This window comes from Pisciglobus halotolerans (assembly GCF_900113675.1).
Lineage (GTDB): Bacteria > Bacillota > Bacilli > Lactobacillales > Carnobacteriaceae > Pisciglobus > Pisciglobus halotolerans.
Genome location: NZ_FOQE01000041.1, coordinates 1 through 14,696, shown reverse-complemented (window position 1 = coordinate 14,696; position 14,696 = coordinate 1). Strand labels below are relative to the sequence as shown.

General features: G+C 39.5%; 17 protein-coding genes. 9 read left to right on the top strand and 8 right to left on the bottom strand.

The genetic code is table 11. From position 1 onward, the window contains the following. Positions 1-116: 116 nt before the first annotated feature. From BM057_RS10080 to BM057_RS10065, 4 genes are read right to left on the bottom strand one after another with little or no spacing between them, the layout of a single operon-like run. Positions 117-767 (bottom strand): amino acid ABC transporter permease, encoded by a 651-nt coding sequence (locus BM057_RS10080; protein WP_047392420.1) that lies wholly within the window; start codon positions 765-767, stop codon positions 117-119. Between the two features lie 12 nt (positions 768-779). Next, positions 780-1,427: an amino acid ABC transporter permease gene (locus BM057_RS10075; protein ID WP_047392417.1), complete on the bottom strand. Its 648-nt coding sequence runs from the start codon at positions 1,425-1,427 to the stop codon at positions 780-782. Positions 1,428-1,473: 46 nt separating this feature from the next. Beyond that, positions 1,474-2,265, bottom strand: coding sequence for a transporter substrate-binding domain-containing protein (locus BM057_RS10070; RefSeq protein WP_047392462.1), 792 nt, complete (start codon positions 2,263-2,265; stop codon positions 1,474-1,476). Positions 2,266-2,307: 42 nt separating this feature from the next. Continuing rightward, on the bottom strand, positions 2,308-3,039 hold the full coding sequence (locus tag BM057_RS10065; protein ID WP_092093460.1) for an amino acid ABC transporter ATP-binding protein: 732 nt from the start codon (positions 3,037-3,039) through the stop codon (positions 2,308-2,310). 423 nt (positions 3,040-3,462) lie between these two features. Between BM057_RS10065 and BM057_RS10060 the strand changes: the two genes are divergently transcribed. Genes BM057_RS10060 through BM057_RS10045 form a run of 4 tightly spaced genes read left to right on the top strand, consistent with a single transcriptional unit; the run spans position 3,463 to position 7,182 of the window. Next, the gene (locus tag BM057_RS10060; RefSeq protein WP_092093458.1) at positions 3,463-4,848 is read left to right on the top strand and encodes a bifunctional metallophosphatase/5'-nucleotidase; all 1,386 of its coding nucleotides are present in this window, start codon (positions 3,463-3,465) and stop codon (positions 4,846-4,848) included. Between the two features lie 22 nt (positions 4,849-4,870). After that, positions 4,871-5,764, top strand: coding sequence for a YutD family protein (locus BM057_RS12140; RefSeq protein ID WP_425439030.1), 894 nt, complete (start codon positions 4,871-4,873; stop codon positions 5,762-5,764). A 21-nt stretch (positions 5,765-5,785) separates the two neighbouring features. Beyond that, the gene (locus BM057_RS10050; RefSeq protein WP_047392409.1) at positions 5,786-6,553 is read left to right on the top strand and encodes a TIGR01457 family HAD-type hydrolase; all 768 of its coding nucleotides are present in this window, start codon (positions 5,786-5,788) and stop codon (positions 6,551-6,553) included. Beyond that, a complete protein-coding gene (locus BM057_RS10045; RefSeq protein WP_092093455.1) occupies positions 6,550-7,182 on the top strand; it encodes a TIGR01906 family membrane protein in 633 nt (210 codons plus the stop codon). Before BM057_RS10050 ends, BM057_RS10045 begins: the two co-directional genes overlap by 4 nt. Before the next feature lie 552 nt (positions 7,183-7,734). On the opposite strand, the gene BM057_RS10040 is transcribed toward BM057_RS10045, so the two are convergent. From BM057_RS10040 to BM057_RS10030, 3 genes are all read right to left on the bottom strand, one after another. Beyond that, positions 7,735-8,241 carry a phosphatidylglycerophosphatase A family protein gene (locus BM057_RS10040; RefSeq protein WP_047392404.1) on the bottom strand — a complete coding sequence of 169 codons (507 nt, stop codon included), beginning with the start codon at positions 8,239-8,241 and terminating at the stop codon, positions 7,735-7,737. A gap of 245 nt (positions 8,242-8,486) precedes the next feature. Next, on the bottom strand, positions 8,487-9,479 hold the full coding sequence (locus BM057_RS10035; RefSeq protein ID WP_047392402.1) for an NAD(P)/FAD-dependent oxidoreductase: 993 nt from the start codon (positions 9,477-9,479) through the stop codon (positions 8,487-8,489). A 90-nt stretch (positions 9,480-9,569) separates the two neighbouring features. Continuing rightward, positions 9,570-10,049, bottom strand: coding sequence for a divergent PAP2 family protein (locus BM057_RS10030; protein ID WP_092093452.1), 480 nt, complete (start codon positions 10,047-10,049; stop codon positions 9,570-9,572). Between the two features lie 333 nt (positions 10,050-10,382). On the opposite strand from BM057_RS10030, the gene BM057_RS10025 reads away from it, so the two are divergent. Together BM057_RS10025 and BM057_RS10020 are read left to right on the top strand one after the other, a co-directional pair. Next, positions 10,383-10,979, top strand: coding sequence for a peptidylprolyl isomerase (locus tag BM057_RS10025; RefSeq protein ID WP_047392397.1), 597 nt, complete (start codon positions 10,383-10,385; stop codon positions 10,977-10,979). 107 nt (positions 10,980-11,086) lie between these two features. Then, positions 11,087-11,956, top strand: coding sequence for an ROK family protein (locus BM057_RS10020; protein WP_281246074.1), 870 nt, complete (start codon positions 11,087-11,089; stop codon positions 11,954-11,956). Positions 11,957-12,027: 71 nt separating this feature from the next. On the opposite strand, the gene BM057_RS10015 is transcribed toward BM057_RS10020, so the two are convergent. Then, a complete protein-coding gene (locus BM057_RS10015) occupies positions 12,028-13,221 on the bottom strand; it encodes a MalY/PatB family protein (RefSeq protein ID WP_092093447.1) in 1,194 nt (397 codons plus the stop codon). Between the two features lie 288 nt (positions 13,222-13,509). Between BM057_RS10015 and BM057_RS10010 the strand changes: the two genes are divergently transcribed. The 3 genes from BM057_RS10010 to BM057_RS10000 form a co-directional block, all read left to right on the top strand. Next, positions 13,510-13,890, top strand: coding sequence for a CvfD/Ygs/GSP13 family RNA-binding post-transcriptional regulator (locus BM057_RS10010; protein ID WP_047392389.1), 381 nt, complete (start codon positions 13,510-13,512; stop codon positions 13,888-13,890). A gap of 79 nt (positions 13,891-13,969) precedes the next feature. After that, entirely contained in the window at positions 13,970-14,356 is a 387-nt protein-coding gene (locus BM057_RS10005) for a hypothetical protein (protein ID WP_047392386.1), read from the top strand. A gap of 103 nt (positions 14,357-14,459) precedes the next feature. Next, the coding region (locus BM057_RS10000; protein ID WP_177186232.1) for a helix-turn-helix domain-containing protein at positions 14,460-14,696 on the top strand (237 nt) is incomplete at its 3' end.

Below are 14,696 nucleotides of genomic sequence, written 5' to 3'. Positions count from 1 at the left end.
TTCACGACCATTCTTTTAAATTCAAAGCTATATTTAGCCATAAAAAATGACCTCCAAATGTTAGATTTTTGGTCTAACATTTGGGGGTCAGTATAAAGTCCTGTTTTTTTAGTGTATTACCGGTAGCTGGCTTCCAACCTTTTTGAAAGTTTGGAAAGGGCATAACAGACGACCCAGTACAGGAATCCCATCATGATAAACATGGGGATCACATAAGAAGTGTGTTGTCCATAAATAATACGCGCATTGTGTGTCAATTCAGGCAACGTAATAATGGTAGCCAATGAAGTGTCTTTGACTAATGAAACAAATTGGCTGACGATCGGCGGCATCATTGAACGCAAAGCTTGAGGAATAATGATGTACCATATGGTTTGCATATAGGTGAAACCTGTTGATCTGCCAGCTTCCATTTGTCCATTAGGAACAGCATTCAAGCCGCCGCGGATGATTTCTGACAACATGGCTGATTCAAAAATCGTCATGGCAGAGACAGCTGACCAGAAAATACTGAAGCGGATCCCAATTTGTGGTAAAGCAAAATAGGTAAAGAAAATAATCAGCAACAAAGGCAAGTTCCGTACGACGTCAACGACAATACCGATAAACTTTGAAAGGAACGGAATGTTCATATAGCGGATCAGGCCTAAAACAGCACCGATAATAAAACTAAATATAATCGACAAAACGGCTACTTCTAAAGTAATGAGAAGTCCATCGAGTAAGAAACGGATATTCACCCATGAATAAGCTTCTGCTAAGTTCAAATGCATCTCCTCCTAATCTTTTGCAGCTAAGCGGCGTTCCGCATACTGCATGAAATGAGTTAAAGGCAAGGTGATCACAAGATAGAAAAGGGCGACCATCGTATACGTTCCAAATGTATTAAATGTCTCACTGGCAATTAAATCGCCATAATACATCAGATCTAGACCAGCTACCATTGCAAACACGGAAGAATTTTTAACTAAGTTGATGAATTGGTTGCCAAGTGGAGGAATCACGATCTTGATTGCTTGCGGCAAGATAATGTACCGCATCGTTTCCCAATAAGTAAAGCCAGTCGATAGGCCAGCTTCCATTTGCCCAGCTGGTACACCTTGGATTCCAGCACGGACTGTTTCGGCGATAAACGCTGAAGTATAGATGGTCAATCCGATGATACCAGCAGTGTAACCATTGATATTAGCGACATACATTGGAAAGACAACATAAAAGAATAAGACAATGACCAACAAAGGAATATTTAAAAAGAGCTGTACATAGGCATTAGCCAACCCTTTGGCAAATTTGTTTTTGGATACTTGTAAAATCCCGACAAGCGTTCCGATGATCATACTGAAAAATAAGGCAATGACACTGGCTATCAAGGTGTTGACAAAACCTCTCAGCAGCATCCCACCATAGGTTGATAGCAATTCTATCATTTACTGCACCTCACTTTATAGATTATCGTGTGTTTGATTCTTGTAATTAAGCTTTTAAATCTGGTACTTCTTCATCTGGGAACCATTTATGGAAAATTTGTTCATATGTCCCGTTTTGAACAAGTGTATCTAGTGCTTCGTTGACTTGATTTAAAAAGTTTTCTTGTCCGTAGTCTATGGCAATCCCATAAGGCTCATCTGTAAATGGCTGGCCAGCTAGACGATAGCCAGGATTATCGGCAATGATGCCAAGCAGGATGGCATTATCTGTTGTAACCGCATCCCCTTGCCCAGCTTGTAGCGCAGTAAAGGCCTCGGCATAGTTTTCTAATTCTAGAATGTTCGTATCCGGAGCAGCAGCACGAATATTTTGGGCAGAAGTGGAACCTTTAACGGCTAAAACAGTATGGTCTTTTGTTAGGTCTTCAATGCCATTGAGAGTGCTGCTTTCTGGAACAAGAAGAGATTGCCCAGCTGCAAAATAAATATCACTGAAATTTACTTGCTTCAAGCGTTCTGGTGAAATCGTCATGGTAGCAATGATTGCGTCAATGTTGCCGTTTTTTAATAAAGGGACACGCGTTTTTGAGGTCACTTCGACAAATTCGGCATTTCCTTCTTGACCAGTGATCACCTTAGTCAAGGCTTTAGCGATATCAATATCAAACCCTTGTATTTCGCCTTCTTCAATATTGTAGAGACCAAATAAATTCGTATCTGCTTTAACTCCCCAAGTAATGGTGGGATTTTCTTGAATTCGTTCAGCAATATCTTGATCAGCGATTGCTCCTCCAGAACAAGCCGTCAATAGTAAGAGTGGAAGGAGGAGAAACAGCATCCATGAGTATTTTTTTGATTTTTTCACAAAGAATCTCCTTCCTTAAGCGTGATGAATGATTTTTCCTAAAAATTGTTTGGCGCGAGGATCGTGCGGATTTTCATAGAATTCTACTGCGTCACGGTCTTCAATGACTTGGCCCTCTGCCATGAAAATAATCCGGTCTCCTACTTCGCGGGCAAAGCCCATTTCGTGGGTCACTACGATCATCGTCATACCTTCGCGTGCCAATTTTTTCATGACATCCAACACATCGTCGATCGTTTCTGGATCCAGTGCACTTGTCGGCTCATCAAATAATAAAACACTAGGATTCATCGCCAATCCTCTTGCGATGGCGACCCGTTGTTGCTGACCGCCCGATAGTTGAGAAGGGTAATGATCTTTTCGATCCAGCATATTAACCTTTTTCAATAATTTTTCGGCTGTTTGACGAGCTTTTTCGGGGTCTTGTTTTAGCACTTTGATCGGAGCGAGCGTTACATTTTCGATGACACTCATATGTGGATATAAGTTGAAATGCTGAAAGACCATCCCAACGTTTTTGCGAATACTGTTTAGGTTGGTGTCGTTAGCATGAAGATCAATATTATTTACCATTAATGTCCCGTCATTGATGTCTTCTAGCCCATTGATACAACGCAACATCGTACTTTTTCCAGAACCTGAAGGACCAATGACAACGGCAACCTCGCCTTTTTTAAAGCTGAGATTGATATTTTTTAAAGCATGGTAGTCTCCATAGTATTTATTGACATTTTTAAACTCGATCATGTCAAATTCCTCCTTAAAATAAAATGAACGATTAAAAAAACATAAATTAGGAAGTATGCAGTGAAATCCTTGCAGATCAACGTGCACGCTTCCTAAGCTTTTAAAATGTGAAAATGAGAACAAACTGAGAAAGTTCAGTCTATTTTAATACTAGTAAAACAGTTTATAAGAAAAAAAACGTTTTGTAAAGCAGATAAGCAGCGAAAAACAAAGTAGCGGGGGAGATGAAAAGGAAATAAAAGCGTTTTAGTAGCTGGTATAGATACATCAGCAGCATCAGACGAAAAAAAGAATTTTTTTTCAGGCAAGCGATTGCTTTTGAGCTATCGGCTTTTCCAAAGGGAAGAGATAAAATAAAGAAGAAAAATATAGCAATGCTTGTTATAATAGACAAGGAAACCGAATAAGATTGAAGGGATCATTATGGAAATCATTCATTTCTATCATACAAACGATTTACATTCCCATCTCAGCAAATGGCCGCGCATCTCGAATTTCTTACAAGAGGAACGTCAGCGTATAACTGCAAAAAGCGAGAATTTTTTTGCTTTTGATATTGGAGATGCTTGTGACCGTGTTCATCCGTTGATCGAAGCGACGGATGGCAAGGCCATGACGAGTTTATTAAATGAAGCTGGTTATGATGCCGCAACTATTGGAAACAATGAAGGCATTGGGAATTCAAAAGAACAACTCAACTCACTATACCAAAAAGCTGATTTTCCGGTATTGATATCTAATATGTTTGACATTAAAACAGGCGCTTATCCAAATCATACAAAACCTTTCCATTTGCTCAAAACAAAAGCTGGTCATAAAATCGGACTATTTGCTTTGACCGCACCTTATCCGCTCAGTTATGTTCCAAACGGCTGGCAAATCAAAGAGCCGCTTGAAACCATAACAGAAATGTTAGAGATTTTAGATCCTTTAGTGGACTCGATTGTACTTTTATCGCATCTTGGCCTAAACTATGATAGGCAAATTGCAAATTTATTCCCAAAAATAAAAGTGATCATGGGTTCGCACACCCATCATTTATTGCCGCAAGGGGAAGAGGTGCGGAACACCCTCTTAGGAGCTGCTGGAAAATATGGAGAGTATGTTGGTCATATGGTTTTAGAAGTAGAAGGGGAACGCATCATGTCGATGAAAGCAGAAGTTTTTCCAACTGAAGAGTTGCCCGCACCTAAAAATGAAGAGGAACGCATTGCTGCCTACTTAGCATTAGGACACGACTTGCTGCACCAACAAGAGGTGGCAGACTTGCCTAAAGAAATGCCGCTTCACTGGCAAGGTACATCTGATCTAGTGCAGGCAGGGTTGGAAGCAGTGAAGGATTATGCCAAAACAGATGCGGCTATTTTAAATGCTGGTTTGTTTATGGAGCCACTTCATAAAGGGATTGTGACGAAAGATGATCTACACCAAACCTTGCCGCACCCGATGCGCATTTTGAGAACTACGCTGAGCGGAGAAGATTTAGTACGTTTGGTGCAAGAGATGGAAAAAAACCGCGGCTATTTGCGGAAATTTCCGATAAGAGGGATGGGCTTTCGAGGAAAATTATTCGGAGAACTCAATTATGCAGGAATTCACTACGACTCTGAGACGCAAGAAGTAACTTGGCAAGGCAGTCCCATTAAGCCGGAACGCAAATATACCTTTGCAACCGTTGATCATTTGATGTATGTGCCTTTCTTTCCTACGATTGAATTGAGAGGCGAAAATGAGCTCTTGTTTCCATTGTTTATCCGTAACGTATTGGGACAATATTTAAAGAAAAGCTATCCGATCAAAAAACAATAAGCATGAATGGCAGGTGAAAAAAATGGCAAATAATGAAAAAACACAAGAAGCGACTCAAGAACATGAAAAGCATTCTAAGACGGTTCAACAGCAACAGAATGAAAAGAAACAACAGTTGGATACAAGAAAGCAAGCACAAAAGGAAACGAGAAACCAGCAACGAAAGCAAGATAAAAAAGAGCAGCAAAAATCGTCTGGTGAGGCACAGCATAAAGAACCTATCAAAAAAGATATCGAAAAAGGACTTGAACAAGCGCTGGATACAGTTGAAAATAGAATGGTACAGCGATTAGATCAGACAACTTTAACGATCAATGGATTGAAATATGAAATTGTAAAAGATTATCGAGATGCTTTTGACAGTGAACGCTTAGAAGAAAGATATAGCCCAATTCTAGATAAGTACGATTATATCGTAGCAGATTGGGGATACGATAAGCTGCGATTGAAAGGTTTTTATCACAACCAAAACCGTAAAGTGCCGCAAGATAAAAAAATAGGTCAATTAGAAGACTATCTATACGAATATTGCAATTTTGGTGCGCCCTATTTTGTATTAGAGAGAACTGAACCGTTGCGAAAAAAAACGTCTGGTTCATCCAAAAAGCATCGAAAACAAAAGAGCAAAAATCCTACGAATAAAAAAAGACCTAACAATAGAGATTTTGAGAAGACGAGAGACAACCGGAAAAAAACTTCAGGACATCCTGAGGGCGGTACACGTCCATCCCACAAAACGAAAACTTCCGCTCAGAAAAGCAGCTTAGATTTTGTTCAAAAAGAAGTTCCACAAAAGAAAGCTGTTGAGAAAGAACAAGAAACGGTCATTGTGAAAACAGTCAAAGACCAAAAGGGAACGCGACGCTTTAATATTCGACGGAAAGATATGGATAGAGCAAAAAATAGACAAGATTAGAAAGAAAAGGAGTTTAATGCATTGAAGTATAAAGGTTATTTAATCGACTTGGATGGAACAATGTACAGGGGGAAAGAACCGATCCCGGAAGCGCCAGATTTTATTCATCGTTTAAGAGAGGCGAAAATCCCTTTTCTTTTTGTCACGAATAATTCTACAAAGACACCAGAAGATGTAGCGGCAAACCTGCAAGATAACTTTGGGATCGAAGCTCACGTAGAAGAGATCTTTACGAGTTCGTTGGCAACGGCTGCTTATTTGAAGTCTTTGCATCATGGTGAAAAAGTGTATACGATTGGAGAAAAAGGTCTGAAGGAGGCTCTTTCGGTAGCAGGATTTAAAGAAGACGAGATAAATCCAGATTATGTTGTTGTAGGACTAGATCAAAAAGTGACCTATGAAGAATTGAAAACCGCCACACTCGCTATTCGTAATGGTGCTCGATATGTAGTGACCAACCGAGATACCAACTTGCCAACAGAAATCGGGTTAGTTCCAGGAGCAGGTTCATTAGCTGCTTTGTTAACGACTGCTACACGTGTTGAACCGACTTTTGTTGGAAAACCAGAAACGTTGATTATGGAACAAGCCTTAGAACGTATTAAACTCTCAGCTGATGAAGTTCTTATGGTAGGGGACAACTACGAGACCGATATCTTAGCCGGTATTCGCAGCCATATCGACACGCTGCTTGTGTTTACAGGATTTACAAGCAGAGAAGATCTTGAAAAGGTAGAAGTACAGCCTACTTATCAAATCGATTCTTTGAAAGAATGGACTGTAGAATGAGGATCAAGACATTCGACCTTATCGGAATCAGCGCCATTTTTCTATTGATCATTTCTTTCGCCATTATGCTGACGATCAATTTTACGCCTTTATATGCATGGGATATTGATTATTTATCGATATCAGAGAGAACAGGTTTGTCAAAAGCAGCACTTTTGGAAAATTACCAAGTATTATTGCATTATTTAAACCGACCCTGGGTAACAGCATTGCATTTACCTGATTTTCCAAGCTCCAAAAGTGGTCTTCTTCATTTTTATGAAGTAAAAAGATTATTTTTGTTTGATTACTTGATTTTTGCTATTTCAAGCGTTATTTCTGTTTTTTATGTTCGTTTTTTGAAGAAAACGAAGTGCGAATGGATACTGATTCGACCGTTTGGCTGGGGCATTGCAGTTCCAATTGTCATCTTATTTCTAATGTCTGCTGGGTTTGACCGTTTCTTTACACAGTTTCATCAGCTCTTTTTTAATAATGATGCTTGGCTGTTTGATCCAGCGGTCGATCCAGTTATTTTAGCTTTACCGGAAACATTCTTTATGCATTGCTTTATTTTTGCGTTTGTATTGATTGAAGTATTGATCATTGCGGTTTATTTTTATAGCAAAAAAACAGCCTTCAGAAAGTAGACTAAATATTGATGCGCTAGAGATGATTGAGAAAAAGAGAATCGCTAAATAGGGTTGCTGCTACTTCTAGTAGAAATGAAACACAAATCTCCAAAACAAAAACTACTTTTAAGGACAATAGGGTCCTCAAAAGTAGTTTTTTTAGTTGAGCTGTAAAGACTCTTTCAGGCCTTCTCCGCATCCTTTAGTTGAGCTGCGCGAGCCAGAGTCTTTGCAAAAAAGATAAGTTGTTTTGATGCGCGCTTTGCTGCTCTCTTCAACAACTTCCTGTTTTTGCGGTGACTCTTTCAGGCTTTCTCCGCATCCTTTAGTTGAGTTGCGCTCCCCAGAGATCTCCGCCTAACTTGTAACATCCGCACAACCGCTTCGCTGGGTTGCTTGCGTTGTTCCTTCGTTAGTGCTCGTTCTCTTTCGGGGTCGCTTCACATCCTTTAGTTGAGCTGCGCGAGGCAGAGACTCGAGTAAAATTCAAAAGATGCTCACATGCGCGGGATGCTCTGTGTCGCACTTTTTCATTTTCCCGTCGTCTCTATCAGCCTCGCTCCGCATCCTTTATTTTGTGATTTCGGCTTTGGATGGGTTGTCGTGTGCGAGTCGGCTGGCTGCGGATGCAGCGATGGCACCGACGATGTCGTCTAGGAAGGTGTGGACTTCTTCACCTTCGTGGCTATTTAGTTTGGCGAGGATGCCTGGTTTTACTTTATCGATATAGCCGTAGTTGGTAAAACCGATCGAGCCGTAAACATTCACAATGGATAGGGCTAGGATTTCATCAATCCCATATAGTCCTTCGTCTTCTTTTACGATGTCTTGCAGTGGTTCGATTAATGCGCCTTTTTCAGCCATGATATCTAACTGGATTCCGGTTAAAACGGCATTTTGGACTTCCCTTTTTTTTAAGACCGCTTTGACGTTTTCCACACATTCTTCGATCGTCAAGTTCACGATATATTTTTTTTGCAAGAAGAGAACCAACTCAGCGATATCTTCTTCTGTTACACCTCGTTCATGTAATAAAGTAATGGCTTTATCATGAAGTTCAACTTGTTTTTTTACCAATCTGCTTCCTCCTCAATATCTTATGTTTCTTTTATTATACCGAAAGAGCTGAATGAACGACAATGATTTGGCATAGGGTTCAGTGATTGAAGAAATAACTGTGAAATAATGACAGCAGAAATAGAATAATGAAGATGAGAACGAATATAGAAATAATATGTATGAAATTTAGTAGAAGGGGAAAGAGAAACAAAAAACGAGCGAAGACAAGTTGTCTTTGCTCGTTTAAAAGGATGCAGTGAAAATCAAAAGAGACTAGTGCTGTGCATCGGTTGGACACGTTCATCAGGATTGATGTAACTCATGGCATTGTTGATAGCTGTTGGTGCTTCGCCAAAACCAGTTGCAATCAACTTGATTTTTCCGTCATACGTACAGATGTCGCCGATAGCGTAGATTCCAGGGGTGGAAGTTTCCATCCTTGTATTTACAGGAATCTCGTTACGGATTACATCGAATCCCCAATCTTTCATTGGTCCAATTGAAGAAGTAAAGCCGTAATTTACTAAAAAGTCATCGACTTGAACTTCTTTTAGCTGGTCACTTCTGACTTCTTTCAACACAACAGAGTGCAACTGATGATTTTCACCGTTGAGAGTGTAAGGAATAAAAGGTGTGACCGTTTCAACACTAGACTTTTCTAACAAGGATAAACTGTGTTCATGGGCTCTGAATTTATTGCGACGGTGAACCAGATAAACTTTTTTAGCGATTGGTTCAAGAGTCAATGCCCAGTCTACAGCTGAATCGCCGCCTCCACAAACGACAACAGTTCTTTCTTTGAACTGTTCGATATTATTCACATAATAATGAAGGGTCTTCCTTTCATATTGTTCAGCACCTTCGATATCTAACTTTCGCGGTTGAAAAGCACCATTTCCTGCAGCGATGATGACCGCTTTTGAATAATGCATATCTTTACTTGTTTTCAGTACAAATGTTCCATCATCTTCTTTGTAAACATTTTGTACCTCTTCGTCTAAACAAATCGTTTGATCAAAGCGAGAAATTTGCTCAGATAGATTGTTGATGAGTTCTGTTCCGCTGATCGTAGGGTAAGCAGGGATATCAAAGATTGCTTTTTCAGGGTAAAGCATTGAAACTTGCCCCCCGATCTGCGGCAGACTGTCGATGATCTTGATCTTTGCATTCCGCATGCCACCGTAAAAAGCTGCAAATAAACCAACCGGACCGCTGCCGATGATCGTGATATCATAAATTTCTTTTACCGGTTCCAATTTAAAACCTCCACAAATTTCTGTTACTCAAGATGATTTTCGTTTTTCATAAGACATGATAAAATTTTACGACAGAGCTAAAACTCATGATCAATAAAAGATGTTACGCACAACAAAAGCCACCAAGATCCCTGTCAGGATCCCAAAAAAGACTTCGATCGGCTTATGTCCTAAATATTCCTTCAAATGTTTTTCTTGTTGTTCTTCTGTTACTTCAGCTTCATGTGTCAAACGCAATACTTTAGATTGGAGTTGATTGAACTCGACCACCAGCTGATTCAGCAAAATACCTTGTTCTCCACTTTGTCTTCGAACACCCATCGAATCAAACATGACAATGATTCCGAAAGTACTGGCGATTGCTACTAATGGAGAAGAGGCTCCATATTCTAATGCCAAAGCTGTGATCAAAGCAGAGACACATGCAGAATGCGAACTAGGCATGCCGCCGGTTGAAGTCACTAAGATCAGTGATGTTTGTCTCTTTAATAAATAAGCGATAGGGACTTTAATCGCTTGAGCAAAAATAATCGCCGTTAAAGCGGCCATTAGGGGATAATTTGCGAGCATGATCGTTCGATCCTTCCTTTATAAAAAACTGAATGTCATTTCTTTTATCATAACATGAAATAAGCCGAACCTTGAAACAAAAATAAATAAAACAGCCGACTTAACGGTGACATAGGCAGGGATAAAAGGGAAATATTTTAAAGAATGAAAGCCAAAAATGGCAATTTTATCCTAGAAACATTAAATTTGTTCAATAAAATGAAAAAAGGAAGAAAAAGTTCAATGAATAAGCTAAAAAATGTAGCAATAGCAGACAGAATTCGGTATGCTTAAGAAGGAGAAGATGGAACATCTTTCAACGTTATTTGAAGAAGATAAGGAGGCAACAAAAAAGTGAGTGAATTTCCACAATTAAACCTTGAAACAGCAGAAAACGAAGTAAAAGCTGTATTACGGACAAATAGGGGAGACATTACTGTTAAATTGTTCCCTGAGATTGCACCAAAAGCTGTCGAAAACTTTATGAGTTTGGCTAAAAAAGGTTATTACAATGGTATTATTTTCCATAGAGTGATCCCTGACTTTATGATCCAAGGCGGCGATCCAACTGGCAGCGGCATGGGCGGCGAGAGCATTTGGGGAGAACCTTTTGAAGATGAATTTTCTGTAAAAGCTTTTAACCTCAATGGCGCCTTGTCCATGGCTAATGCTGGTCCTAATACAAACGGCAGTCAATTCTTTATTGTTTCTGCCCAAAGTACGCCAGAAAATATGCTTGATCAAATGGAAGCAGCTGCTTATCCAGCAGAAATCATTGCAGCGTATAAAGAAAAAGGCGGCACTCCTTGGTTAGACCAACGCCATACAGTATTTGGACAAGTAGTGGAGGGGATGGATACAGTTTATGATATCCAAAATGTTCAACGTGGTTTCCAAGACAAACCTGTTCATGATGTGGTCATTGAAGAAATCGCGATCAACGATCAATAAAAAGCTGACCAATCTACTATTTGAAATATGAAAGCAAGAAGCAGCAGACCCCCGCTGCCTCAGCTTTTAACTGTAAATGAAAGCGCAATCTTTGTTTATTTGAAAGGATGGTAAGAAAAATGTTTGGAGCAATTGAAGCTGGCGGCACAAAATTTGTTTGCGCTGTCGGAAATGAAGATGGAAGTGTATTAGAGCGCATCAGCCTTCCAACAACAACGCCAGAAGAAACGATGAAAGAAGTATTCGACTTTTTTGATGCATTTGAATTGAAAGCGATTGGGATCGGTTCATTTGGTCCAATCGACGTAAATCGTCAATCTGATACATACGGTTATATCACATCTACACCAAAAACACCTTGGAAGTTTTATAATTTCCTAGGCGCAGTCAAAGATCGTTATCAAATCCCAGTTGGCTGGACAACAGATGTGAATGCAGCTGCTTTAGGTGAATTAATGAAAGGCGCTGCTCAGGATGTAGACAGTTGTGTTTACTTAACAGTGGGTACTGGCGTCGGCGGAGGAGCTGTCATTAACGGCAAACTGCTGGAAGGCTATGGCCATCCTGAAATGGGTCATATCACTGTTGAACAACACCCTGATGAAACATTTGAAGGGTTCTGTCCTTATCATGGTAACTGTTTGGAAGGCATTGCGGCTGGTCCCGCGATCGAACAACGCTTTGGTCAAAAAGGGCATTTGTTAGCTGATAAAAAAGAAGTTTGGGAAATGGAAGCTTTTTATCTTGCACAAGCTTTGATGAATTACACGTTGATCTTGTCACCAGAACGCATTATTTTAGGTGGCGGTGTGATGAAACAGCAACAGCTGTACCCGTTAGTTCGTGAAGAACTTGTCCGCCAAATCAATGGCTATGTTGCTTTGCCACCATTAGAAGAATACATCGTGACACCTGGATTAGGCGATAATGCTGGTATTACCGGCTGCTTGCTGCTAGCTGCTCAACAATTAAGCTAAATGCATAAAAAATAATGGATCTCTATTCTGTTTAGGAATAGGGATCCATTTTAAGTTTATCAATGATTATTTTAGGAAAGCGGGTGGCCTTGATGCAAATCAAAGACGTGTTTGATTCTCTTCAAACCTTCTAAAACTGTTTCACGGGGAGCAGCAAAGTTGAATCGCATAAACTGAGCACCCTGCTGACCATAAGAAATTCCGGCATTTAAACCAATTTTGCCTTCTGTTACGAAAGCCTCCATCAACGCATCGTCTTCTAAGCCTAATGAAGAACAATCGAACCAAAGCAAATAAGTTGCCTGCGGACGCATATAAAATACGTCAGGGAGCTCTTTGTCGAAGAAAGTACAGATGATATCTAAGTTATCCGTCAAATAAAGCATCAATTCATCCAACCACATGCTCCCTTTTGAAAAAGCAGCTTCTGTGGCTGCATAACCGAATGTATTGATGTTGCTCATTTCAGCTTTTGCTTGCTGCAGCTTGATTTTTTCGCGTAAGTCGGTATCAAGAATAAACAACATTGAATTTTTGATGCCTGCAAGATTAAATGTTTTTGTCGGTGCCGCCAATGTAATCACAAAAGAGGCATAGCTTTCTTTTAAAGTTACTGCAGAATGAAATTGGTTTGGTTGATAAACAAGGTCATTATGAATCTCGTCACTGATCACTTTAACATGATGTTTTTGGCAAATATTCAGCAATGTTGTCAGTTCATCTGCTGACCATACACGACCACCAGGGTTATGCGGATTGCATAGAATAAACAGTTTGACCTGTTGATCGATGATCTGCTTTTCGATATCTACAAAGTCCATCTTATATTGATCATCTTCGATCTTTAGTGCAGAAAGAATCAATTGCCGTTCATTCATATCGACCATATCTGCAAAAGGATGATAGACAGGGTCTTGGATCATGACAGCTTCTCCTTTTTGGGTCAAAGCTTGGATACAAGCCGCAATGCTGGGAACAACACCTGGCGAAAAGAGAATATCCTCTTTTTTTAACAGCAAATGGTGCCGCTCAGTTTGCCAATTGATGATCGTATCATATAAAGAATCGGGCGCAAAACTATAGCCAAGAATACGGGAATCGACTAACTGATGAAGAGCTTCTATTACAGGTTGCGGACTGGCAAAATCCATATCAGCGACCCACATCGGCAAAACATCGGCTTTACCAAAAATGGCTTCATTCATATCCCATTTTACAGAATGAGTTCCATGACGGTTAATGTTTTCATCGAAATACTTACTCAAATTGATTCTCTCCCTTATATATCGAATGATTTACTAAATGAAAGAAAGATTAAATTGCTTTTCTTCAGTATAACGAAATGTTTCATGAAATCAAAGCATTCTAAAAGGCAAAAACCTTATTTATCAACATTAAAAGGCTAAGTGTTTGCTATCATAAAATGAAGAATAAAAACAAAAAATGAAAATGAAACCGCCCTCATTTTCAAACGAGTACATTTTTTCTAAAAAGGGTGCTATAATGGACTTAACATGTAGTGAGAAGAATGAAGATGAAAAGAGGTGTCGTGGATGAAATATAAGATTGGAATGATCGTATCCGGAAAAATTACCGGCATACAACCTTATGGAGCTTTTGTCGCATTAGATGAACAGACGCAGGGATTGATCCATATTTCTGAATGTACACATGGTTATGTAAAAGACTTAAATGAGATATTGACCGTTGGAGAATCCATTGATGTTATGATTCTTGATATCGATGAATACACTAAAAAAATCAGCTTATCTTTAAGAACAATGCAAGAACCTCAAGTGCAGCAATACCATCCTAATAAACGACGCCATCATCATAAGCAAGGAAAAATCGGTTTTCAATCTATCCATGAAGCCATGCCAAAATGGATCGAACAGGCAAAAGAAGATGAAAGAAAGCGCACCGGTTCAATTTGATCGTTCATATAAGAGCAAAGGCCGATAAAGCAGTGATGAATAGATATCGCACATACAGATTTCTTTGGGAGGATTTAAAATGACTGAAGAACAATGGGTAGCTGGAACAGTACTAGCAAAAGGAAAAGACGGCAAATACCTTTTTTTAGTAGAAGATAATCAAAGTCAATATTCGTTGCCTTGGACAACGATTTGCAATGATAAAACTGGCTTAGCTTGTATTATAGAAGAACTAAAACGCATTTTGAAAGTCGAAGCGACTGCTTTAAACTTATATGATTTGTCAAATGCAGTTATTAAGGGTTATCGCGTGCCGTTGTTTGTGTTTACTTTGGAAGATGAAAAAGTAAACGCTGAACAATCTTTCGGTGTAGGCGATGAACAATTTTCGTGGGAGCCTTCTACTGTTTTGATTCAAACGTTGGGAAACGTAGAAATCTCGGGAGTACCTCATTTCAACCACTGAACAATAATAAATGATTATAGCAAACAGTGTTTTCAAAAAAATAGCGGAATATACTGACCCCCAAATGTTAGACCAAAAATCTAACATTTGGAGGTCATTTTTTATGGCTAAATATAGCTTTGAATTTAAAAGAATGGTCGTGAAGGAGTACATCAAAGGTTTTGGCGGATATGCCTCTCTAGCTGAAAAACATGGCATTAAAAGCTACGGCCAAGTACGTGATTGGGTGAAAGTTTATCAAGAGTTTGGTGAAGAAGGGTTACAGAGACGGACAACGAACAGGGATTATACTGTTCAATTTAAATTAGATGCGGTAGAGTTGTATTCAAGAACAGAGTTG

Bases quoted from the DNA above. Each gene is read 5' to 3' on its own strand.
- BM057_RS10075 (WP_047392417.1), bottom strand. From the start codon at position 1,427: ATGATAGAATTGCTATCAACCTATGGTGGGATGCTGCTGAGAGGTTTT.
- BM057_RS10070 (WP_047392462.1), bottom strand. From the start codon at position 2,265: ATGCTGTTTCTCCTCCTTCCACTCTTACTATTGACGGCTTGTTCTGGA.
- BM057_RS10065 (WP_092093460.1), bottom strand. From the start codon at position 3,039: ATGATCGAGTTTAAAAATGTCAATAAATACTATGGAGACTACCATGCT.
- BM057_RS10060 (WP_092093458.1), top strand. From the start codon at position 3,463: ATGGAAATCATTCATTTCTATCATACAAACGATTTACATTCCCATCTC.
- BM057_RS12140 (WP_425439030.1), top strand. From the start codon at position 4,871: ATGGCAAATAATGAAAAAACACAAGAAGCGACTCAAGAACATGAAAAG.
- BM057_RS10045 (WP_092093455.1), top strand. From the start codon at position 6,550: ATGAGGATCAAGACATTCGACCTTATCGGAATCAGCGCCATTTTTCTA.
- BM057_RS10030 (WP_092093452.1), bottom strand. From the start codon at position 10,049: ATGCTCGCAAATTATCCCCTAATGGCCGCTTTAACGGCGATTATTTTT.
- BM057_RS10020 (WP_281246074.1), top strand. From the start codon at position 11,087: ATGGTAAGAAAAATGTTTGGAGCAATTGAAGCTGGCGGCACAAAATTT.
- BM057_RS10010 (WP_047392389.1), top strand. From the start codon at position 13,510: ATGAAATATAAGATTGGAATGATCGTATCCGGAAAAATTACCGGCATA.
- BM057_RS10005 (WP_047392386.1), top strand. From the start codon at position 13,970: ATGACTGAAGAACAATGGGTAGCTGGAACAGTACTAGCAAAAGGAAAA.